The 20,524-nt window shown below is 71.5% G+C and carries 18 protein-coding genes; 7 read left to right on the forward strand and 11 right to left on the reverse strand.

Annotated elements, in window-relative coordinates:
- Positions 1-37: 37 nt before the first annotated feature.
- The 4 genes from AB0I38_RS06225 to AB0I38_RS06240 all read right to left on the reverse strand — a co-directional run bounded on the left by AB0I38_RS06225 (position 38) and on the right by AB0I38_RS06240 (position 4,737).
- The gene (locus AB0I38_RS06225) at positions 38-1,477 is read right to left on the reverse strand and encodes a glycoside hydrolase family 3 protein (RefSeq protein WP_358462772.1); all 1,440 of its coding nucleotides are present in this window, start codon (positions 1,475-1,477) and stop codon (positions 38-40) included.
- 75 nt (positions 1,478-1,552) lie between these two features.
- On the reverse strand, positions 1,553-2,404 hold the full coding sequence (locus AB0I38_RS06230; protein ID WP_358462775.1) for a carbohydrate ABC transporter permease: 852 nt from the start codon (positions 2,402-2,404) through the stop codon (positions 1,553-1,555).
- A complete protein-coding gene (locus AB0I38_RS06235; protein ID WP_358462777.1) occupies positions 2,401-3,417 on the reverse strand; it encodes a carbohydrate ABC transporter permease in 1,017 nt (338 codons plus the stop codon). Before AB0I38_RS06235 ends, AB0I38_RS06230 begins: the two co-directional genes overlap by 4 nt.
- A gap of 6 nt (positions 3,418-3,423) precedes the next feature.
- Positions 3,424-4,737, reverse strand: coding sequence for an extracellular solute-binding protein (locus tag AB0I38_RS06240; RefSeq protein ID WP_358462780.1), 1,314 nt, complete (start codon positions 4,735-4,737; stop codon positions 3,424-3,426).
- A 139-nt stretch (positions 4,738-4,876) separates the two neighbouring features.
- Here AB0I38_RS06240 and AB0I38_RS06245 point away from each other — a divergent pair, with 139 nt between their 5' ends.
- From AB0I38_RS06245 to AB0I38_RS06260, 4 genes are all read left to right on the forward strand, one after another.
- Positions 4,877-6,025 (forward strand): ROK family transcriptional regulator, encoded by a 1,149-nt coding sequence (locus AB0I38_RS06245; protein WP_358462783.1) that lies wholly within the window; start codon positions 4,877-4,879, stop codon positions 6,023-6,025.
- Between the two features lie 12 nt (positions 6,026-6,037).
- Positions 6,038-6,700, forward strand: coding sequence for a M15 family metallopeptidase (locus AB0I38_RS06250; RefSeq protein ID WP_358462786.1), 663 nt, complete (start codon positions 6,038-6,040; stop codon positions 6,698-6,700).
- A 27-nt stretch (positions 6,701-6,727) separates the two neighbouring features.
- Complete coding sequence (locus AB0I38_RS06255; RefSeq protein WP_358462789.1) at positions 6,728-7,669, forward strand: DUF5996 family protein; 942 nt, start codon at positions 6,728-6,730, stop codon at positions 7,667-7,669.
- Between the two features lie 126 nt (positions 7,670-7,795).
- The gene (locus AB0I38_RS06260; protein WP_358462792.1) at positions 7,796-8,881 is read left to right on the forward strand and encodes a carboxylate-amine ligase; all 1,086 of its coding nucleotides are present in this window, start codon (positions 7,796-7,798) and stop codon (positions 8,879-8,881) included.
- Positions 8,882-8,892: 11 nt separating this feature from the next.
- Here AB0I38_RS06260 and AB0I38_RS06265 read toward each other — a convergent pair whose 3' ends face one another.
- The 5 genes from AB0I38_RS06265 to recA form a co-directional block, all read right to left on the reverse strand.
- Entirely contained in the window at positions 8,893-10,830 is a 1,938-nt protein-coding gene (locus AB0I38_RS06265) for a gamma-glutamyltransferase family protein (protein WP_358462795.1), read from the reverse strand.
- The gene (locus AB0I38_RS06270) at positions 10,811-10,945 is read right to left on the reverse strand and encodes a hypothetical protein (protein WP_358462798.1); all 135 of its coding nucleotides are present in this window, start codon (positions 10,943-10,945) and stop codon (positions 10,811-10,813) included. Before AB0I38_RS06270 ends, AB0I38_RS06265 begins: the two co-directional genes overlap by 20 nt.
- Positions 10,946-11,076: 131 nt before the next feature.
- Positions 11,077-11,904: a DUF5919 domain-containing protein gene (locus AB0I38_RS06275; protein ID WP_358462801.1), complete on the reverse strand. Its 828-nt coding sequence runs from the start codon at positions 11,902-11,904 to the stop codon at positions 11,077-11,079.
- Between the two features lie 208 nt (positions 11,905-12,112).
- Positions 12,113-13,069 carry a recombination regulator RecX gene (gene recX, locus AB0I38_RS06280; RefSeq protein ID WP_358462804.1) on the reverse strand — a complete coding sequence of 319 codons (957 nt, stop codon included), beginning with the start codon at positions 13,067-13,069 and terminating at the stop codon, positions 12,113-12,115.
- An 11-nt stretch (positions 13,070-13,080) separates the two neighbouring features.
- Entirely contained in the window at positions 13,081-14,175 is a 1,095-nt protein-coding gene (recA, locus tag AB0I38_RS06285; protein WP_358462807.1) for a recombinase RecA, read from the reverse strand.
- Positions 14,176-14,437: 262 nt separating this feature from the next.
- Between recA and AB0I38_RS06290 the strand changes: the two genes are divergently transcribed.
- A complete protein-coding gene (locus AB0I38_RS06290) occupies positions 14,438-14,737 on the forward strand; it encodes a hypothetical protein (protein WP_358462810.1) in 300 nt (99 codons plus the stop codon).
- Here the strand turns inward: AB0I38_RS06290 and AB0I38_RS06295 are convergent.
- Positions 14,720-14,914, reverse strand: a complete 195-nt coding sequence (locus tag AB0I38_RS06295; RefSeq protein ID WP_358462813.1) for a DUF3046 domain-containing protein — start codon at positions 14,912-14,914, stop codon at positions 14,720-14,722. The two genes, AB0I38_RS06290 and AB0I38_RS06295, sit on opposite strands and share 18 nt — an antisense overlap.
- Positions 14,915-14,957: 43 nt before the next feature.
- Between AB0I38_RS06295 and AB0I38_RS06300 the strand changes: the two genes are divergently transcribed.
- Entirely contained in the window at positions 14,958-15,152 is a 195-nt protein-coding gene (locus AB0I38_RS06300; protein WP_358462816.1) for a hypothetical protein, read from the forward strand.
- Positions 15,153-15,167: 15 nt separating this feature from the next.
- Here AB0I38_RS06300 and AB0I38_RS06305 read toward each other — a convergent pair whose 3' ends face one another.
- Entirely contained in the window at positions 15,168-15,698 is a 531-nt protein-coding gene (locus tag AB0I38_RS06305; protein WP_358462819.1) for a VOC family protein, read from the reverse strand.
- A gap of 47 nt (positions 15,699-15,745) precedes the next feature.
- Here AB0I38_RS06305 and AB0I38_RS40375 point away from each other — a divergent pair, with 47 nt between their 5' ends.
- Positions 15,746-20,524 carry an Lhr family helicase gene (locus tag AB0I38_RS40375; RefSeq protein WP_436838723.1) on the forward strand — a complete coding sequence of 1,593 codons (4,779 nt, stop codon included), beginning with the start codon at positions 15,746-15,748 and terminating at the stop codon, positions 20,522-20,524.

The raw sequence follows: 20,524 nt of genomic DNA on the forward strand, positions 1-20,524 counted from the left end.
AACTCAGCCGCTCAGGCCGTGAGTCCGTGGGAGCCGCTCAGGCCGTGAGCAGTTCCACGGCCGCCTGGGCGTTGGCCCGGGCCGCGCCGTACGTCGCGATGTAGGCGGCGCTGCCCGGCCGCCAGATCGGCAGCCCCATCTCGATCACCGTGGCGTCGGGGCGGGCGGCCACCAGGGCGGAGACGAGCGACCTGCTGGCCTCGTACCTGTGGGCGTCCTTGACCACCACGACCAGCGACCGCCGCCCGGCCTTGGCCAGCAGCGCGGCCACGTCCGCGGCGCCCGGCTCGATCCGCACGATCTCGGCCTGCGGCAGCCACGGCCCGACCCCCCACGGCACGTCGCCCACCGCGATCGTCGGCGGCGTGTCCACCTCGATCACCAGCGGCTCGACGAGCGGCGCGGTGGAGCCGGTGAGCCGCACCGCCCGGCGGGCGGCGTGCAGGCCCACGCCGTTCTGCTCGGCCGCCGGCGTACCCGGGGCGGCGAACCAGGCGCGCAGGTCCGCCAGCCTGGCCGCGGCCTGCTCCAGCCTGGTCAGTGGCAGCCGCCCGTCCCCGACCGCGGCCACGATCTCCGCGATGATCCGCAGTACGTCGTCGTAGCCGGGGCGCGGGCCCAGGCAGAGCAGGTCGGACCCGGCCGCGAGGGACAGGACCGCGCCGCCGCCCAGGCCGGCGCCGCCGGTGATCGCCGCCATGTCCAGCGCGTCGGTGATCACCACGCCGTCGTAGCCGAGCTCCCCCCTGAGCAGCCCGGTCAGCGCGGCGGCCGACAGCGTCGCCGGCAGGTCTCCGGTCAGCGAGGGCACCGCCACGTGCGCCGTCATGATCGACCTGGTGCCCGCCTCGACCGCGGCCCGGAACGGCACCAGCTCCCGCTCGCGCAGCACCTCGGGCGTGACGTCCACGACGGGAATCGCCAGGTGGGAGTCGACCCGGGTGGCGCCATGCCCCGGGAAGTGCTTGACACAGGCGGCCACGTTCACCGACTGCAGGCCCCGGACCGCGGCGACCGTGTGCCGGGCGACCAGGGCCGGCTCGTCGCCGAACGACCGGGTGCCGATCACCGGGTTGTCGGCCTCGGTGTTGACGTCGGCGTCGGGCGCCATGTCGAGGTTGACCCCGCAGGCGGCCAGCTCCGAGCCGATCGCCCGGTACACCCGCTGGGTGAGCTCGACGTCGTCGACCGCGCCGAGCGCGGCGTTGCCCGGATACGGGCTGCCCACGTGGTAGGCCAGCCGCGTGACGTCGCCGCCCTCCTCGTCCAGCGAGACCACGGGCTCCCCGGCCCCCCGCAGCGACGTGGTGAGCGACCTCAGCTGGTCCGGGCCGGCGACGTTGAACCCGAAGAGCGTCACTCCGCCCAGGCCGTTCTCCAGCTCGCGCAACACCCAGCCGGGCGCCGTGGTGCCCTGGAAGGCGACGAGCAGTGTGCCGGCCGCGAGGCGGCGCAGCCCCCGATCACTCTGACTCATGGCTCCTCATCAGATGGAAGGTGTGCAGCGTCAGGCACGGCGCGGTGCCGCGCGCCGTACGAGATCCGCGGGGTGTCAGCCCTTGACGGCGCCGGCCACCAGGCCGGAGACCATACGGCGCTGCACCAGAAGGAAGAAGACGACGACCGGGATGGTCATCATCGTGGAGCTGGCCATGATGGCCCCCCAGTCGGTGCCCTTCTGCCCGAAGAAGTACTGCAGGGCCACCGGCATGGTGTAGCCGGACGACTCGCTCATCAGCACCAGCGCGAAGATCAGCTCGTTCCAGGCGGTGATGAAGGAGAAGATGCTGGTCGCCACCAGGCCGGGGGCGACCAGCGGGAAGAGCACCCGCCAGAACGTGGTGAACCGGGAGGCGCCGTCGATCCAGGCCGCCTCCTCCAGCGACTTGGGCACCGCGGCGACGAACGTGCGCAGCATCCAGATGCCGAACGGCAGCGTCAGGCCGACGTTGACCAGGATCAGCCCGGCCAGCTGGTCGACCAGGCCGAGGTCGATGATGCGCAGGTACAGCGGGATGAGCAGCGCCTCGGCCGGGATCATCTGCGCGACCAGGAGCACGATCAGGAACGTGCTGCGCCCCTTGAAGTTGAACCGGGCCACCGCCGTCGCCGCCAGCAGCGAGAACACCGCCCCGACGAGCACCGTGCCCAGCGCCACGATCGCGCTGTTGCCCATGTAGACCCAGATGGAGTTGCCGGCCACCCCCTGGGTCAGCACCCGCTGCACATGCTCGAAGGTGAAGGAGGTGGGGAACGGGATGAACTTGGTGGTGAAGATCTGGTCGTTGGTCTTGAACGCGGTCGACACCATCCAGTAAACGGGGAAGATCGCGAACACGAACACCAGCAGACCGGTCGCGTTGAGCGCGGCCTTGCCCAGCCGCTTGCGGGCGAGCGGGGTCATGACATGTCCTCCTGCTTGACCAGCTGCCTGACGTACACGGCCGTGACGACGAGCAGGATCACGGTCAGCACCAGGGCGATCGCGGCACCGGACCCCATCTTGGGCGGGGACCTGAACGCCTCGGCGTAGGAGTACATCGACAGGTTGTACGCCTCACGGTTGGACGGCCCGCCCATGAGGACGTACAGCTGGCTGAAGACCTTGAAGTCCCAGATGATCGACAGCACCGTGAGCACCGCGAAGACCGGCCTGAGCAGCGGGAAGGTGATCTTTCTGAACGTCAGCCAGGCTGATGCCCCGTCGACGCGGGCGGCCTCGTACAGCTCGGCGGGGATGCCCTTGAGGCCGGCCAGCACCGACACCGCGATGAACGGGAAGCTCGCCCACACCACCGTGATGATCAGCACCATGTAGATCGACCAGGCGTCGTTGAGCCACGGCTCGCCGGTCCAGTCGGCCCGGCCGAACACCAGGGTGGACAGCCAGTCGGGCAGCAGGTTCAGTGCCCAGTTGATGATGCCGGCCTCGGCGTCGAACAGCCACTTCCAGATGATGCCCTGGGCGACCGGCGGCACGGCCCAGGCGAACATGATGCCGACGATCACCAGGGTGGACATTTTCTTGCCGAGCTTGTTGAGCAGCACCCCCACGGCGGTGCCGACGACCAGCGTCAGCGACACGGCCAGCACGGCGAAGACGACGGTGTTCCGCAGGGCGTTCCAGAAGATCTCGTTGCCGAAGATCTGGGTGAAGTTCTCGACGCCAACCCACTCGGCAGGCTTCGTGTTGACGGGCCTGATCTGCGGGAGGCCGACCTTCTGGAAGGCGATGATCGCGACCTGGACCATCGGGTAGAGCAGCAACGCCCCGATGACCAGCAGGCCGGGGACCAGCAGCAGGTACGGGATGGACCAGACCGGCAGGCCGCTGGCCTTGGCCGGCCGCCCGGGGCGGCGCCGCCCCGAGGGGGAGGGGTTGCCTCCGCCCCGGGTGAGCGTTGACGTGTCGGTCATGAGTCGTCAGGACTGGTTGAGGATGTTCTCGAGCTCGGTGTTGGCCTTGCCGAGTGCCTCGTCGACGGTGGCCTTGCCCTCGATGACCTGGCGTGCCGCGTTCTGCAGCACGGCCTTGGTCTCGTTGGCCTCGGTCCAGTTCGGGTCGGCGGGGAAGGCCTTGGCCTTGGCGAAGGCGGCGGCGAACGGCGCCTGCGCCGGGTCCTCGGACAGCTTGGCCAGCGCCTCCGGGTAGACCGGGAGCAGGCCGCCGTCGGTGGCGTACTTGACGCCCCACTCCTTGCCGGAGGCCAGCTTCACGAAGTCCTTGGCGGCGTCCATCTCCTTGGCGGTGCCCCACACGGCGATGTCGTTGCCGCCGAGGAAGGACTGGGCCTCGCCGCCGTCCTTGGCCGGGAGCGGGAAGAAGGCGAGCTTGTCACCCTTGAGCTTGCCCTTGCTGTCCTCGTCGATCCCCGGCAGGTCCCAGGAGGCGGTGAGGTACATGCCCACCTTGTTGTTGGCGAAGCGGGTACGGATCTCGGTGGTGTTCTGGCTGAGCCGGGACTTGCTGGACAGGCCGTCGGTGACCAGCGCGGTGTACTGCTCGAAGCCGGTCTTGAAGCCCGGGTCGGTCAGCTTGCCGACCCACTTGTCGCCTTCCTTGACGGCGTACTCGCCGCCGCCGGTCCAGGCCAGGGAGCCCAGCAGGTGGTTGGCGTCGGAGCCGCCGTTGAAGGCGAACCCGTCGACGTCCTTGCCCTTCTTCTCCTGGATCTTCTTGGCCGCGGCGACGAGCTCGTCCCAGGTCTTCGGGATCTCGATCTTGAGGTCCTTGAACCAGTCCGCCCGGTAGAGGACGGCACGGCTGCCGCCACCCCACGGCACGGCGTACGTCTCGCCGTCGATCGTCTCCAGGCCCAGCAGGTTCTTGGGAATCTCGGCCTGGTCGCCCGCGGCCACGATGTCGGTGATCGGGGCCAGGGCCTCCTGGCTCTGCCAGAGCGGGACCTGGTCGTTGCCGATCTCGGTCACGTCTGGGCCGGTGCCGCCCGCCGCCGCGGCGGTGAACTTGTCGTTCACCTGGGGCCACGGGATCCACTCGACCTTCACCTTGGCGCCGGTCTGCTGCTCGAAGGCGGCCACCAGCTCGTCGGTGTACTTCTGGGCGGCGGGGTTGCTGTCGCCGAGCCGCCAGAAGGTGAGCTCCTTACCGGAGTACTTCGGGCCGCTCGCCGCCGCGCTGGGCTCAGCGGGCGCCTCGGCGCCGCCGCAGGCGGCCAGGCCCAGGGCCAGGGCGGCCGTGGTGACCGTAGTGGCTGTGATCTTCGCGATCCTCACAGGGTTCTCCCTTCCCGGGTGCCGGCCTAGGGTCCGCACCAGGCTGATCGTTCAATGCCTTACGAGTGGTGTTAAACTAACAAGAAACTTTCCTTTAAGAAACGCCTGTTAGCCGATCGTGACGAGAGGGGCGGGGCCGATGACCAAGAGCCCGGGAACACCCAGGCTGCTGCGCCGGCTGAACGACCGCTCGGCGCTCGAACTCCTCCTCGCCGACGGTCCCCTCACCCGCGCCGAGCTCGGCGAGCTGACCGGGCTCTCCAAGGTCACCGCAGGTCAGCTGCTGGCCCGGCTGGAGGAACGCGGCCTGGTCGAGGTGGCCGGGGAGCGCGCGGGCAGCCGGGGCCCGCATGCCACCCTCTACGCGGTCGTCCCCTCCAGCGCGTACGTGGCCGGGCTCGAAGTCCTGCCCGACAGCCTCAAGGCCGGTGTGGCGGACATCACAGGCCGGATCGTGGTCGAGATCACTCTCAACCCGTCGGACTTCAGGGACCCGGTCAAGGCGGTGCACGCCGCCGTCCAGCGGGCCTGCGCGACCGCCGGCGTGGACAGCTCCCGGCTGCACGCCTTCGTGATCGGCACCAGGGGCGTCGTCGACCCGCGCGATGGCGAGGTCCGCTGGTCCTACGACCTGCCGTCCTGGCACGTCGGCGTGCTCGCCGGTCTGCGCGAGACGCTCGGCGTCCCCGTGACGATCGAGAACGACGTCAACCTGGTCGCCCTGGCCGAGCACCGCTACGGCGCGGCCGTCGGCCACGACGACTTCGCGGTGATGTGGGCCGGCATCGGCCAGGGCCTCGGCGTCATGCTCGGCGGCAGGCTGCACCGGGGGATCAGCGGGGGAGCGGGCGAGATCGGCTGGCTGCCCGTGCCGGGCGAGCCGCTGCCCGCCGACGTCTCCCAGCCGCAGTCGGGGTCCTACCAGCGCCTGGTGGGCCAGGCGGCGCTGCGCGAGCTGGCCGAGGCGCACGGCGTGCCCGGCCTGTCGGTGGCCGACCAGGTACGGCACGGCGGCGACGGCTTTCTCGGGGAGGTGGCGGCCCGGCTGGCCGTCGGCGCCGCCGCCGTGGCCGTGGTGCTCGACCCCGGCCTGATCGTGCTGGCGGGCGACGTCGGCAGGGCCGGCGGTGCGCGGCTGGCGGCCAAGGTCGAGGAGGTGGTGGCCCGGATCTGCCCCAGTCAGCCCCGGGTGCTCACCACCGGGGTGGCGGGCAACCCTGTGCTGCGCGGGGCTCTGGAGGCGGCGCTCGAACAGGCCCGTGAACAGGTTTTCTCCGACACTGTGTGAGAATTTCAGCCCATGTGGCAGCCATCGAGCGACATCGTGCTCATCTCCGACCCCCGGGTGGCCGCGATCCCCCTGCGGGAGTCCGGCGAGGCGCTGGCCGACGTGCGCGGGCGGCTGCGGGTGGATCCGCGCCTGGCCGACGACTCCGGAGTCTACGCCCACCTGCGCGCGGGCCTGCTGGCCAGGCTCGAACGGGCCGAGCGGCGCCTTCCTGACGGATACCACCTGCTGGTCGTCGAGGGCTACCGGCCCGTCACGACGCAGCGCCGGTACTTCGAGGAGTATCGGGACGAGCTCCAGGCCGCGTTCCCCGACATGTCGCCTGCCGAGGCCTATATCGCAGCGAGTCGGTACGTGTCGCCCGTGGAAGTCGCCCCGCACACCGCCGGCGCCGCCGTCGACCTGACCCTGTGCGCCCCCGACGGCACCGAATACCACATGGGCACCGAGGTGAACGACAACCCGGAGGACAGCGGCAACGCCTGCTACATGGCCGCCCCCACCATCTCCGCCGAGGCCCGCGCCCACCGCAAGATCCTGGCCGCCGCCCTCGAACCGGCCGGCCTGGTCAACTACCCCACCGAGTGGTGGCACTGGTCCCACGGCGACCGCTACTGGGCGTACACCAAGGGTGTCTCCGCCGCCCGCTACGGTCCCGTAGATTCCCCGGTGTAGCGCCTCAGCCGGGGAAGGATTGCCGTCATGGAACTCTTCCCCGCGATGCCACTGGCCGGCTGGCAGCCCACCAAGGCCACGATGCACAGGTTCTGCCAGGTGGTGGGCAAGATCCGGCTCGCCGCCGGGGTCCGGCGCAACCACTGGTGGAACGCGCCGTTCCACCTCACCGGCCGCGGGCTCACCACCCGGCCGATGGGACAGGCCGACGGCAACCCGATCTTCACGATCGACTTCGACCTCGTCGGCCACCGGCTGGTCGTGACCACGATCGACGGGCGGGAGGTGTCCTTCCCGCTGTACGGCCAGTCCGTGGCGTCGTTCTACCGGGCCACCATGGAGGCGCTGGCGTTCCTGGACGTACGGGTCGAGATCGACCTGCCCCACCCGTTCGACCTGCCCGACGCGGGCCGATCGTTCGCCGACGACACCGAGCACGCCCACTACGACCCCGTCCAGGCCACCCGCTACTGGCAGGTGCTCAGCCAGGTCAACCTCGTCCTGGAGGAGTTCGCCGCGGGCTACTCGGGCAAGGTCAGCCCGGTGCACCACTTCTGGCACACCTTCGACATCGCCTGCACCAGGTTCTCCGACCGGGTGATCGACCAGCCGCCCAGCGCCGACCCCGTGACCCGCGAGGCCTACTCGCGCGAGGTGATCAGCTCGGGGTTCTGGTTCGGCGACGACGCCTTCCCCGAGCCGGCCTTCTACTCCTACACCGCTCCCGAGCCCGAAGGGCTGGACCGCGAACCCCTGGTGCCGCCCGCCGCCGGCTGGATCGAGCAGCGAGGCGGCCACCTGGCCGTGCTGCGCTACGCCGACGCCCGATCCGAGCCCGACCCGCGCGGCGCCGTGCTCGCCTTCTACCAGAGCGCCTACGAGGCCGGGGCCCGGCGCGCCGGATGGGACATCGAGCGGCTGGCCTGCCCGGGCGGAGTCACCGATCCGCTGCTGAGCGGCGACGGGTGACGCCTGCCGAGGGCAGTGGCCGCAGGGGTGGGGTTCGGTGTCCTGCGCGGGCTGGGGAGTTTCGCGGAGATATGTCAACGGGCACACATGGTACGGAGGCTCCCTGACTACCCTGCGAGGTGGGTCGTGGTTCCGTTGATCGGGATTGAAGAGGAGTACCTCGTCGTCGATCCGCACACCCGCCACGTGGCTCCGCGAGCCGCCGACGTGCTGGCCGCGGCGACCGACGTGCTGGACGTGGTGCACGAGATCACCCGCTTCCAGGTGGAGGCCCGCACCGCGCCCTCCGCCGACCTCACCGAGCTGGGCGCGCAGCTGCGGGCCACGCGCAAGGAGGTGGCCGGGGCCGCCCGCTCGTGCGGCCTGGCCGTGGTCGCCAGCGGCATCCCGGTGCTGGGCAACGTCATGCCGCCCCCACTGAGCGACGACATCCGCTACGAGCAGGGCCGGGTGCTCTACCGGGCGCTGCACGACGAGATCAGCATCTGCGCCCTGCACGTGCACATCGACGTGCCCGACGAGGAGCATGCCGTCTACGTGGGCAACCACCTGCGCCCATGGCTGCCCACGCTGATCGCGCTGGCCGCGAACTCCCCGTTCTTCGTCGGCCGCGACACCGGTTACGCTTCCTGGCGGGTGATCAGCTGGGGGCGCTGGCCGGTCTCCGGGGCGCCGCCGTACTTCCCGACGTTCGCCGACTACGAGCTGGCCCTGCGGGCGCTCTCGGAGTCCGGCGCGCTGATGGACCCGAAGACGGTGTTCTGGGACGCCCGGCCGTCGCCCAAGCTGCCCACCGTCGAGGTGCGGGTCGCCGACGTGCCACTGGACGTCAGCGACAGCCTCACCATCATCGGCCTGATCCGCGCCCTCGTCGTCACAGCGCTGGCCGAGGTGCGGCGCGGTGACCGGGGGCTGCCCATCCCGTCGGAGGTGCTGCGGGCCGCATACTGGCGCGCCGCCCGCGACGGCCTGCAGGGCGACAGCCTCGACGTGCGGGCCGGCACGCTCGTGCCCGCCCCGGTCATGGCCGGCCGCCTCTTCGAGCACGTACGTCCCGCGATGGCCGAGGTGGGCGACCTGGCGTACGTCCAGGAGGGCCTGGACCGGCTGCTCCGGAGAGGATCCGGAGCCATGCGCCAGCGCCGGGTGCACGCCCGCGGCCACGACCTGGCCGAGGTCGTGGACGACCTCATCGAGGCCACCGTGGCCTGACACGGCCCGGCTCAGCGGCCGGCCGCGTAGCCCTGGGCGCCGCGCGGGTTGGCCGCCGCCTTCAGGAACACGCCGTCACGGGCGACCGCGCTCAGCCTGCCGAGCGACCACGAGTCCTGCACCTCCACCTCGTGGCCGCGCCGGCGCAGCTCGGCCACCACCGCCGCGCCCACCCGGTCCTCGATGTGCATGACGCCCGGCCGGGACTCGCGCGGGAAGAACGAGCTGGGAAAGTGCTCGGAGTGGAACATGGGGGCGTCGATGGCCTCCTGGAGGTTAAGGCCACCGTGCACGAGGGTCAGGAAGAGGTTCAGGCTCCACTGGTCCTGCTGGTCGCCGCCCGGCGTGCCGAACGCCAGCCATGGCCGGCCGTCCCGCAGCGCGAACGACGGCGACAGCGTGGTGCGCGGGCGCGCGCCCGGCCGCAGCGAGGCGGGCAGCCCCTCCTGCAGCCAGAACATCTGCGCCCGGGTGCCCAGACAGAAGCCCAGCTCGGGGATCGTGGGGGAGCTCTGCAGCCAGCCGCCGCTGGGCGTGGCGGACACCATGTTGCCGTGCCGGTCGACGACGTCCACGTGGCAGGTGTCGCCCCGCACGACGCCGTCGGGGGAGATGACCTGCTCGGCCCCGCCGGGAGAGGCGATCCGCTCAGCGCCGTCGGGGGACATGACCCGCTCGGCACTGTCGGGAGAGACGATCCGCTGGGCGCCGTCAGGGGAGATGATCCGCTCGGCGTCGGGGGAGATGTCCCGCTGGGCGACGCCCCGTCCGACCGTCGGCTCGCCGACGCCCGCCACCGCACCCGGAACGCTCGGCGCGGTGATCGCCGACGGACGGTCCGGCAGACGTGGGATCCGGCCGCCGGGGCTGCCGGGACGCAGTTCGGCGCTGGCCTCGGCCCCCACGAGCGCGCGCCGCCCGGCGTTGTAGGGCTCGCTCAGCAGGTCGGTCATGGGCACGTCCGTGTCGCCGTACCAGGCTTCGCGGTCGGCGAAGGCCAGCTTCGCCGACTCGACCACCGTGTGCACGTAGTCGGCGCTGAGATGTCCCATCCCGCCCAGATCGAAGCCGGACAGCAACGCCAGCTGCTGCAGGAAGACCGGCCCCTGGCCCCACGGCCCCGTCTTGCACACGGTGTGCCGGTGATAGTCGAACGTGACCGGCTCCTCCACCGACGCCGTCCACCCGGCCAGGTCGTCGCCGGTCAGCAGCCCGCCGTGCACCTCGCCCGAGCTGTCACGCCAGGCCGTCTTGGCGCTGAAGCCCGCGATCGCCTCCGCCACGAACCCCTGGTAGAAGGCGTCACGGGCGGCCGCGATCTGCCCTTCGCGAGTGCTCGACGCCGCCTGAGCCTCCGCCACCAGCCGGCGGTAGGTCGCGGCCAGCACCGGATTGGCCAGCGACGTGCCGGGCGCCGGCACCCGGCCGCCGGGCAGCCAGGTCGCCGCGGACGTCGGCCAGTCGTCCGCGAACAGGTCGCGCACCTGCTCGATCGTGGCGGAGATCCGCTCCAGCACCGGGACACCACGCTCGGCGTAGTGGATCGCCGGCGCCAGCACGTCGGCCAGTTGCCAGGTGCCCCACCGCTCCAGCATCAGCATCCAGCCGCCGAACGCCCCCGGCACCGTGGCCGCGAGCAGCCCGGTGCCCGGCACGACGTCGAGCCCCAGCCCGGCGAACCGCTCGATGGTGGCGGCCGACGGGGCGACGCCCTGACCGCACACCACCGAAACCCGCTGCTCCTCCTCGCTCCACAGCAGGATCGGCACCTCCCCGCCGGGACCGTTCAGGTGCGGCTCGGCCACCTGCAGCACGAACCCCGCGGTCACCGCGGCGTCGAAGGCGTTGCCGCCGCGTTCGAGCACGCTCATGCCCGTGGCGGCGGCCAGCCAATGCGTGCCGGCCACCATGCCGAAGTCTCCGGTCAGCTCAGGTCTGGTGGTGAACAACGCGGGTTCCTCTCAAGGGGGCAAGGGGGATGACCGCGGCGCCCGGCCGGTCGCGGAACACGTCCAGCAGGTCGGCTCGGATGGTCACGTCCAGCACGTCGGCTCGGATGGTCACGTCCAGCACGGTCGTGGCTCGTCGGTGGTCAGCAAGCGCGGCGAGCAGGCCACCGTAATCGTGATCATTACGCGCTGGCGCCTGCTCATGAGGCCTCCGGAGGGGGAGAACTTCGGGAGACTGTATGCACATTACACTTCGGAGAACCGACCACCGCTGGTGGCAAACCCGTCAGCCGCCGAGGCCGGGCGGCTGACCTGCCACATGCGCTCGAACTCGGCATGGAAGTGCTGGTACCAGCGGTGGTCGTGCCGTGCGCGCAGAGCGAACACCGGGTCAGGGCCAGGGGATCGGTGCGTCCCCAACTCGACGTGGATGATCCCGTCGTCACTGTCGGCGTCGATCAGGACGAGGCCGAACGCGGGCACGAACGACATGAACCGCACCTCGATCCGGCCCGGCACGCCGGGAGTGCCGGCCAGGTGGCGGAGCAAGTCGATCGTGGACTTGACGCGGTGCTCGAAGACCTCTGGACGATCAGGAATCGTGCTCCGGCGGGCCGCTTCCAGGGGCGCCGTCCCGTCGGGGTCGATCAGCAGCACCTTGATGGAGGCCCCCCGGCGCAGCCGGTTCTCCAGCTCGCCCACGTGGTTGCGGATCGTCCGGCTCAGCGTGACGCCGGCGATGCGGATGTCATCGGCCCGGACGATCCGCTGCTCGAGCCCCTGCCGGGTGGTCGCGAGAAAGGCGTCGGCGGCCACCTCGCCGGCGATCCTCTCCTCGACCAGTTCGTTGAGACGCGTGATCCGGGACTCCAGCTCGGCCACATGATGTCTCGGCCCGAGCGCGTTGACAGCCAGCAGGGCGAGCGTGGCCAGCGTGGCGGCGCCCACCACCTTCGTGTCGACGACGTCGAAGACGCCGAGCACGCCGACCACCAGGGCGATCAGCGCAGTGAGGTAGATCTCGAGATTTCTGCCGGTGCTGAGGTCGGCACGTAGCCGTGCCAGTAGGCGCATCCCCCCATCCTCGTCCGCCGGCACCTTCCGTCAAGATCGGGAGTATCCGCGCCTGATCACGGGATGACGAAGACCGGGGTGAGCGACACGAGATGAAGGTGCTCGCCGGATGGGTGCCGCGGCTCAGGTCGAGCGGCTTGCCTTGGTGGCGACCTCGTTGAATCGTAGCCGGGCGGGATGAAGGTGCTTGCCGGCCGGGAGGAGAGAGTCAGGAGAACTCATCCTCGACCTCGACGCCTTCCTGCTCCAGCGCCTCCCTGATCACCCGGAACGCCAGCCCGGGAGGGTAGCCCTTGCGGGCCAGCATGCCGGCGAGGCGGCGGGTGCGGGCCTGGGGATCGAGGTGGCGGGTGCCGGAGAGCTTGCGATCCACGAGGCGCCGGGCGGTCTCCAGCTCCTGGTCGGGGTCGAGCCGCTCAACGGCCTCGTTGACCGTCTCGGAGTCGACGCCGCGGTGACGGAGCTCGGCGGCCAGAGCGCGTTTGGCCAGGCCCCGGCCGTGGTGCCGGGAGTCGACCCAGGCTTCGGCGAACGCCTCGTCGTTGATCAGCCCCAGCTCGGAGAACCGGTCGAGCACGGCCTCGGCCGCTTCGTCGGGCACGTCACGCTTACGCAGGGCCTCGGCCAGTTGGGCCCGGGTCTTCGGGGCCATGGTGAGCAGCCGCAGGCAGATGGCTCGTGCCACGGCCTCCGGATCGGCATGAGGCGTGGCAGCGGCGGCCGAACCCTCGTCAGGCCCATCGGGCAACCGACCACGGGCTCCCTCCGTCGACCGCCCCCTCTTTCTGCTCCGGCCACTCGACCCCCGCCTCTTCGCCGCCCGCCTACCGCCCGGCTCCCCGCCATGACCGCCTAGACCGGCCTCGTCGTAACCGGCTCCCCCGTAACGGGTCTCGCCGGGTCCAAAGTCGCCATGACCGGCTCCGCTGTCCCCGCCATAACCGGCTCCGCCGGGTCCGGACTCGTTGTCCGGGGTGTTGGTGGGTGGGGTGTTGTGCCATGGAGAGGGAGCGCCGGGACCAGCGTGGTCTTCGAGGCCGGCGCCGTCGGCGGATCCTGAGGAAGGGGGGCCGCCGCGCTTGCGTTTGCGGCCCCGAGATGGGGTGGGGACGTCAGGCCAGGCGCCCCAGTCGCGAGGCGCCTCTGGCGGGTCGATGGCACTCACGTGGCGACCGATCAGACGTCACCGGGCTTCGGCGCGGCGGCCTTGGAACCGCGGCCCGAGGGAGCGGCAGCGGCCGGCGCGGGCGCCGGGGGATCGGTGGGCTTGTCGAGACGCGGGCCCACCCCCAGCTTGTCCTTGATCTTCTTCTCGATCTCGTTGGCCATGTCGGGGTGGTTCTTCAGGAAGTTACGGGCGTTTTCCTTGCCCTGGCCGAGCTGGTCGCCCTCGTAGGTGTACCAGGCGCCGGACTTGCGGACGAAGCCGTGCTCGACACCCATGTCGATCAGGCCGCCCTCACGGGAGATGCCCACGCCGTAGAGGATGTCGAAGTCGGCGACCCGGAAGGGCGGGGCCATCTTGTTCTTGACGACCTTGACCCTGGTGCGGTTGCCGACCGCCTCGGTGCCGTCCTTGAGCGTCTCGATGCGGCGGATGTCGAGGCGTACGGAGGCGTAGAACTTGAGCGCCTTGCCGCCGGTCGTGGTCTCGGGCGAGCCGAACATCACGCCGATCTTCTCGCGCAACTGGTTGATGAAGATGGCGGTGGTGCTGGTGCTGCTGAGGGCGCCGGCCACCTTGCGCAGGGCCTGGGACATCAGGCGCGCCTGGAGGCCGACGTGGCTGTCGCCCATCTCGCCCTCGATCTCGGCCTTGGGCACCAGGGCGGCCACCGAGTCGATGACGATGACGTCGACGGCGCCCGACCTGATCAGCATGTCGGCGATCTCGAGCGCCTGCTCGCCCGTGTCGGGCTGGGAGACGAGCAGCGCGTCGGTGTCGACGCCGAGCTTCTTGGCGTATTCGGGGTCGAGGGCGTGCTCCGCGTCGATGAACGCCGCGATGCCGCCGGCCCGCTGGGCGTTGGCCACCGCGTGCAGGGCGACCGTGGTCTTACCGGAGGACTCGGGACCGTAGATCTCCACGATCCGGCCACGCGGCAGGCCACCGATGCCCAACGCGACGTCAAGGGAGATCGCCCCGGTGGGGATCACCTCGATGGGAGCTCGGGCATCGTCGCCGAGGCGCATGACTGAGCCCTTGCCGAACTGCCGCTCGATCTGGGCGAGGGCGGTCTCGAGGGCCTTCTCGCGGTCGTTGATAGCCATGGGAACTCCCCCTGGAGGGTCGTGGTCCGATCAGTGGAGTGAAAGCTACGGCCTGCCACCGACATTTTCCTGCGATGCCGGGGAAGCCATGGCCCGGCGAAGCCAATCGTAGCCGAACGGCTGTTCGATCACATCGGTAACACGCTGCCCGGCCCGCGCGATCGTACGGGCCGTCGCGCGCACGCCTCGCGCGTGACGGCCCATCCGTTCATTCGCGAGCGGACGAGCGTGTTGTGATGCGTCATGAGCTGGGAAGACTTTGGTGCAGAGGGTTGGAGGCGGCGACGTGGCCAACACGTACACCGGGGAACGACGCGCCCATCTGGAAGCTCTCGCCGAGCTGCTGCCCGAGCAGGGCCTGGTGAGCCGCATGCTGGGCGGAGACGATCCGATGCTGTGGGTGTGGCACCCGAGCACCGGCCGCCAGACGATCATCTTCGCGACACCCTCACGAGCCGGCTGGGTCTTCCTGTGGTCGCCGGGCGGGCAGAGCGATGTCGAGGATCTCGCGCGCACGGCCCGCGCTCTCGGGGAGACGCTGGCCTCACCGAAGCCTGGATGAGACGTTCTCCACCTGGCAGACCGCCCGCCAGACCGTCTTGGCGTTCTCGCCGTCGGCCAGTGCCTGCGTCACGGTGCGGCCTTCCAGCGGGGCCAGCACGTAGTCGCGGGCCCACGAGTCGGCGTAGGTCTCACCGAAATGGGCGCGCATCCGTCTCCAGAACTCGGTCAGGCGCATCAACCAAGTATGGAACCGCCGGGTGTGTGGGTAGGACAGGCGCATGGCAAAGACCCCCAAGTCCTCCCCGTCCAAGTCCGCCAAGGTGAAGGCCAACCGCCTCAGGCGCCGTGCGTTACGTCTGGTGCGGCGGCTGGCCGTACAGAGTGAGAAAGCCGGGAGATCCGAGCGACACGCGGGCATCAGGCAGGCGCCCCGTACCGGCAAGCCGCGGACGCGCCGGGCGTCGCGGCGCTAGGCCACATCACGAGAGTCACATCACGCGCGAGCCGTACATCTCCCCGAGATGGTCGGCGAGCAGCTCCAGCCGGGTGCCGTCGGGGTCCTTGAAATAGATGGAGGCGCCGCTCTCGATCTGGTGCGGCACGCCGGCCATCTCCAGCTTCCCGCGCAGGCGCTCCCAGGTGGCGGGGTCGACGGAGATCGCGATGTGGTGCAACCCGCCCAGCACCTCCTGGTAGGGGGCGAGGTCGAGCCCCGGGAAGTCGAAGAAGGCGAGCAGGTTTCCGTTGCCGATGTCGAAGAAGAAGTGGCTGGAACCCTTGAAGTCACGGTTCTCGAAGATCTCCGTGAGCGGAAACTCCAGAAGCTCCTGGTAGAACAGGATCGTCCGCTCCATGTCTGATGAGATCAGGGCGAAGTGATGCAGGCCTCGCCCGCTGCTCAGAGGCCGATGCGGTAAGACGTGGCGCTCCCTGAGGTCCTCGCGGCGAGCCCCAATGGCTGCGTAGTCGATGCCCACGGTCGCTGTATGTCCGCCGATGCCCCGGCTCAACCGCTCCACACGGGGACAATGCGTTTTCTGTCGGTGGGGCGAGGCACTATGGGCAGGTGAGCTCGCTCGACCAGTTCAGCCAGGTGACCAGGCAATGGTTCACCAGCTCCTTCGCCGCGCCCACCACCGCCCAGGAGGGCGCGTGGGAGTCCATCGCGCGCGGCGACAACACGCTGGTGGTCGCTCCGACCGGGTCCGGCAAGACGCTGGCGGCCTTCCTGTGGTCGCTCGACCGGCTGGCGGCCGAGCCTGTCGAGCCGGGTGAGCGCGGGGGCACCCGGGTGCTCTACGTCTCGCCGCTCAAGGCACTGGCCGTCGACGTCGAGCGCAATCTGCGCGCCCCGCTGGCCGGGCTCAAGCAGACGGCCAGGCGGCTCGGGCTGCCCGTGCCGGAGATCTCGGTGGCGATCCGGTCCGGCGACACCCCGGCACAGGATCGCCGGCGGTTCGCGGCCCGGCCGTCCGACATCCTCATCACCACGCCGGAGTCGCTGTTCCTGCTGCTGACGAGCCAGGCGCGCGACGCGTTGCGCGGCGTGCGCACCGTGATCGTCGACGAAGTGCACGCGGTGGCCGCCACCAAGCGGGGCGCCCACCTGGCGCTCAGCCTGGAGCGGCTCGACGCGCTGCTCGACCGGCCCGCCCAGCGGATCGGGCTGTCGGCGACCGTGCGTCCGGTGAGCGAGGTCGCGGCGTTCCTGGGCGGCGCGCGGCCGGCGGCGGTCGTGCAGCCGCCGTCGGAGAAGCGCATCGAGGTCGAGGTCGTGGTGCCGGTCGAGGACATGACGGAGGTGGAGGCCGGGCCCCGGCCGGGCGACGGCGAGGAGCTCGTCCCCGATCTCGCCGGCCGGTCGATCTGGCCGCATGTGGAGGACCGGCTGTTCGACCTGATCGAGGCGCACCGTTCGACCATCGTGTTCGCCAATTCCAGACGGCTGGCCGAGCGGCTGTGCACCCGCCTCAACGAGCTCGCGTTCGACCGCCGGCAGGGCCTGGAGGCGATCGATCTCTCGATCTGGGAGACGCCCGAGCCTCCGCACCAGACGCCCGAGCCTCCGCACCAGACGGCCGAGCCTCCGCGTCAGGACGGCGAGCCTTCGCGACGGGATGGCGAGTCCCCGAGCCAGACACCCGCAGAGTCCTCGCGGCAGGGGGGCGGGGGGCCGCCGCAGCGGATGCCGGCCGAGTTGATGGCGCAGGCGGGGGCGAGCAAAGGCGTCGTCACCGAGGTCGTACGCGCCCACCACGGGTCGGTGTCCAAGGAGGAGCGGGCGCAGATCGAGGAGGCGCTCAAATCCGGGCGGCTGCCCGCCGTGGTCGCGACCTCCAGCCTGGAGCTGGGCATCGACATGGGCGCGGTCGACCTGGTGGCCTGCGTCGAGTCGCCGCCGAGCGTGGCCAGCGGCCTGCAGCGCATCGGCCGGGCCGGACACCAGGTGGGCGCCGTGTCCAAGGGCGTGATCTTCCCCAAATACCGGGGCGACCTGGTCCAGACGGCCGTCGTCGCCGAACGCATGCGCACCGGCCAGATCGAGGAGCTGCGCTACCCCCGCAACCCGCTCGACGTGCTGGCCCAGCAGATCGTCGCGATGACCGCGCTCGATGAGTGGACGGTCGACGAGCTGGAGGCCCTGGTCAAGCGGGCCGCCCCCTACGCCACGCTGCCGCGCACCGCGCTCGAGGCCACGCTCGACATGCTGGCCGGGCGCTACCCGAGCGAGGAGTTCGCCGAGCTGCGCCCGCGCGTCGTCTGGGACCGGGTGACCGGCACCCTGCATGGACGGCCCGGCGCCCAGCGGCTGGCCGTCACCAACGGCGGCACGATCCCCGACCGCGGCCTGTTCGGCGTCTTCCTGGTGGGCGAGAAGTCCTCCAGGGTGGGTGAGCTCGACGAGGAGATGGTCTACGAGTCGCGGGTCGGCGACGTGTTCGTGCTGGGCGCGACGTCCTGGCGGATCGAGGACATCACGGCCGACCGGGTGCTGGTCTCCCCGGCTCCTGGTCAGCCGGGCAAGCTGCCGTTCTGGCACGGCGACGCCCCGGGCCGACCGGCCGAGCTGGGCAGGGCGATCGGCTCGTTCCTGCGCGAGCAGGCCGAGCACGGCTCCACCGAGCGGCTGACGGCGGCCGGGTTCGACGAGTTCGCCTCGGCAAACCTGCTCTCCTACCTGGCGGAGCAGCGTGAGGCCACCGGCTACGTGCCCGACGACCGCACCCTGCTGATCGAGCGGTTCCACGACGAGCTGGGCGACTGGCGGGTGGTCATCCACTCGCCCTACGGCGCGCGGGTCCACGCCCCGTGGGCGCTGGCGATCAACCGGCGGCTGCGCGAGCGCTACGGCGTCGACGTTCAGGCCGTCCACTCCGACGACGGCATCGTGCTGCGCATCCCCGACACCCTGGCCGAGCCGCCGTCCGACGTGGCCGCGTTCGACGCCGAGGAGATCGAGCAGATCGTCACCGAGGAGCTGGGCGGGTCGGCGATGTTCGCCTCCCGGTTCAGGGAATGCGCCGGGCGGGCCCTGCTGCTGCCGCGCCGCACGCCGGGCAGGCGCAGCCCGCTGTGGCAGCAGCGCCAGCGGGCGGCCCACCTGCTGGGGGTGGCCTCGCGCTACGCCTCGTTCCCGATCGTGCTGGAGACCATGCGCGAGTGCCTGCAGGACGTGTTCGACGTGCCGGGGCTGGTGCGGCTGATGCGTGACATCGCCGCGCGCCGGGTGCGACTGGTGGAGGTGGAGACGTCGCGGGCGTCGCCGTTCGCCGCGTCGCTGCTGTTCCGCTACATCGGCGCCTTCATGTACGAGGGTGACGCGCCGCTGGCCGAGCGGCGGGCCCAGGCGCTGGCCCTCGACACCACCCTGCTGGCCGAGCTGCTGGGCCAGGCCGACCTGCGCGAGCTGCTCGATCCCGACGTCATGGCCGAGGCCGAGCGCGAGCTGGCCAGGCTCGACCGGCCGCTGCGTGACGTCGAGGACCTCGCCGACCTGCTGCGCTCGCACGGGCCGCTGCTCGCGCCCGACGTCAGCGTGCGCGGTGGTGATCCGGCCTGGCTTCAGGAGCTCGTACGCGCCCGCCGGGCGATCAGCGTCCGGATCGCGGGCGAGGAGCAGTGGGCGGCGATCGAGGACGCGGCGCGGTTGCGTGACGCGCTGGGTGTGCCGCTGCCGGTCGGCATCCCGCACGTGTTCCTGGAGCCGGTGACCGATCCGCTGGCCGACCTCGTCGCCCGCCACGCCCGCACCCGAGGGCCGTTCCACGCCGGCGGCGCCGCGGTCAGGTTCGGTCTCGGCGTGGCCGTGGTGAGCGACGCCCTGCACCGGCTGGCCGCCTCCGGGCGGGTGGTCAACGGCGAGTTCAGGCCGGGCGGGCGGGGCGAGGAGTGGTGCGACGCCGGCGTGCTGCGGATGCTGCGGCGCAGGTCCCTGGCCAGGCTGCGCAAGGAGGTCGAGCCGGTCGCGCCCGAGACGCTCGCGCTGTTCGCTCCCGCCTGGCACGGCATCACCGGCTCCGCCGGCGCGCCGCGCCCGGTGGCCGGCGCCGCGGGGTCGGCGCGGGCGATGGACGCGCTGGTGCGCTCGGTCGAGCAGCTCCAAGGGGCGGCGGTGCCCGCGTCCGCGCTGGAGACGCTGGTGCTGCCGTCACGGGTGCCCGGCTACCATCCGGCGCTGCTCGACGAGCTGACCTCGTCGGGCGAGGTGATGTGGGTGGGGCAGGGGTCGCTGCCCGGCGGTGACGGGTGGGTGTCGCTCTTCTTCGCCGACACCGCGCCCCTGCTGCTGCCCGAGCCGGCCGAGATCACCATGACCCCGCTGCACACCCAGGTGCTCGACGTGCTCAGCGGGGGAGGGGCGCTGTTCTTCCGAGGGCTGTCCGACCAGCTCGGCTCGCTCGACGACACGGCACTGGCCACGGCTCTGTGGGACCTGGTGTGGTCGGGTCAGGTGTCGGGTGACACGCTCGCGCCGCTGCGGGCCACGCTCGGGTCCGGCCGCCCCGCGCACCGCCCGGCGACGACGCGCCGCCGCCGGGCGGTGCTGCCCAGCAGGACCGGCCCGCCGACCGTGGGCGGGCGGTGGTGGCTGCTGCCGTCCCCGGCCGCCGACGCCGCCCAGCGAGCCCACGCGCAGGCGGAGGTGCTGCTCGAACGGCACGGCGTGGTGACGCGCGGGGCGGTGACGTCCGAACGGCTGCCGGGCGGGTTCACACCCGTCTACCAGGTGCTGCGGGCCTACGAGGAGAGCGGCCGTTGCCGCCGCGGCTACTTCGTCGAAGGGCTCGGCGGCGCCCAGTTCGCGCTGCCGGGAGCGGTCGACCGGATGCGGGCGATGGCCCCGGGCATCGCGCCCGGCTCGGCCCGGCCACCCGGCGAGGGGCCGGTCGACGCGTTCGCCCCCGGAGGACCCGGAGGACCTGGAGGACCTGGAGGACCTGGAGGACCTGGGGCGCCGGGCGCATCCAGGGACACTGCGCGCAGGGCCGTGGTGCTGGCCGCCGCCGATCCCGCCAACCCCTACGGCGCGGCCCTGCCGTGGCCCGCCCGTTCCGGCGACGCGGGACACAAGCCGGGCCGCAAGGCGGGGGCGCTGGTGGTGCTCGTCGACGGGTTCCTGGTGCTCTACGTGGAGCGGGGCGGCAAGACGCTGCTGTCGTTCGCCGAAGACGAACGGTTGCGGCCCGCGGTCGACGCGCTGGCGCTGGCCGTGCGCGACGGCGCGCTGGGCAAGCTGACCGTCGAGCGGGCCGACGGCGCCTCGATCGTCGACTCGCCCGTGGCCGCGGCCCTGGAGGAGGCCGGGTTCCACCCGACGCCCCGAGGGCTCCGGCTGCGCGCTTAG

It is taken from the genome of Nonomuraea cavernae (assembly GCF_040655715.1).
GTDB lineage: Bacteria > Actinomycetota > Actinomycetes > Streptosporangiales > Streptosporangiaceae > Nonomuraea > Nonomuraea cavernae_A.

Bases quoted from the DNA above. Each gene is read 5' to 3' on its own strand.
- AB0I38_RS06225 (WP_358462772.1), bottom strand. From the start codon at position 1,477: ATGAGTCAGAGTGATCGGGGGCTGCGCCGCCTCGCGGCCGGCACACTG.
- AB0I38_RS06235 (WP_358462777.1), bottom strand. From the start codon at position 3,417: ATGACCGACACGTCAACGCTCACCCGGGGCGGAGGCAACCCCTCCCCC.
- AB0I38_RS06245 (WP_358462783.1), top strand. From the start codon at position 4,877: ATGACCAAGAGCCCGGGAACACCCAGGCTGCTGCGCCGGCTGAACGAC.
- AB0I38_RS06295 (WP_358462813.1), bottom strand. From the start codon at position 14,914: ATGCGCCTGACCGAGTTCTGGAGACGGATGCGCGCCCATTTCGGTGAG.
- AB0I38_RS06255 (WP_358462789.1), top strand. From the start codon at position 6,728: ATGGAACTCTTCCCCGCGATGCCACTGGCCGGCTGGCAGCCCACCAAG.
- AB0I38_RS06300 (WP_358462816.1), top strand. From the start codon at position 14,958: ATGGCAAAGACCCCCAAGTCCTCCCCGTCCAAGTCCGCCAAGGTGAAG.
- recA (WP_358462807.1), bottom strand. From the start codon at position 14,175: ATGGCTATCAACGACCGCGAGAAGGCCCTCGAGACCGCCCTCGCCCAG.
- AB0I38_RS06230 (WP_358462775.1), bottom strand. From the start codon at position 2,404: ATGACCCCGCTCGCCCGCAAGCGGCTGGGCAAGGCCGCGCTCAACGCG.
- AB0I38_RS06250 (WP_358462786.1), top strand. From the start codon at position 6,038: ATGTGGCAGCCATCGAGCGACATCGTGCTCATCTCCGACCCCCGGGTG.
- AB0I38_RS06275 (WP_358462801.1), bottom strand. From the start codon at position 11,904: ATGCGCCTACTGGCACGGCTACGTGCCGACCTCAGCACCGGCAGAAAT.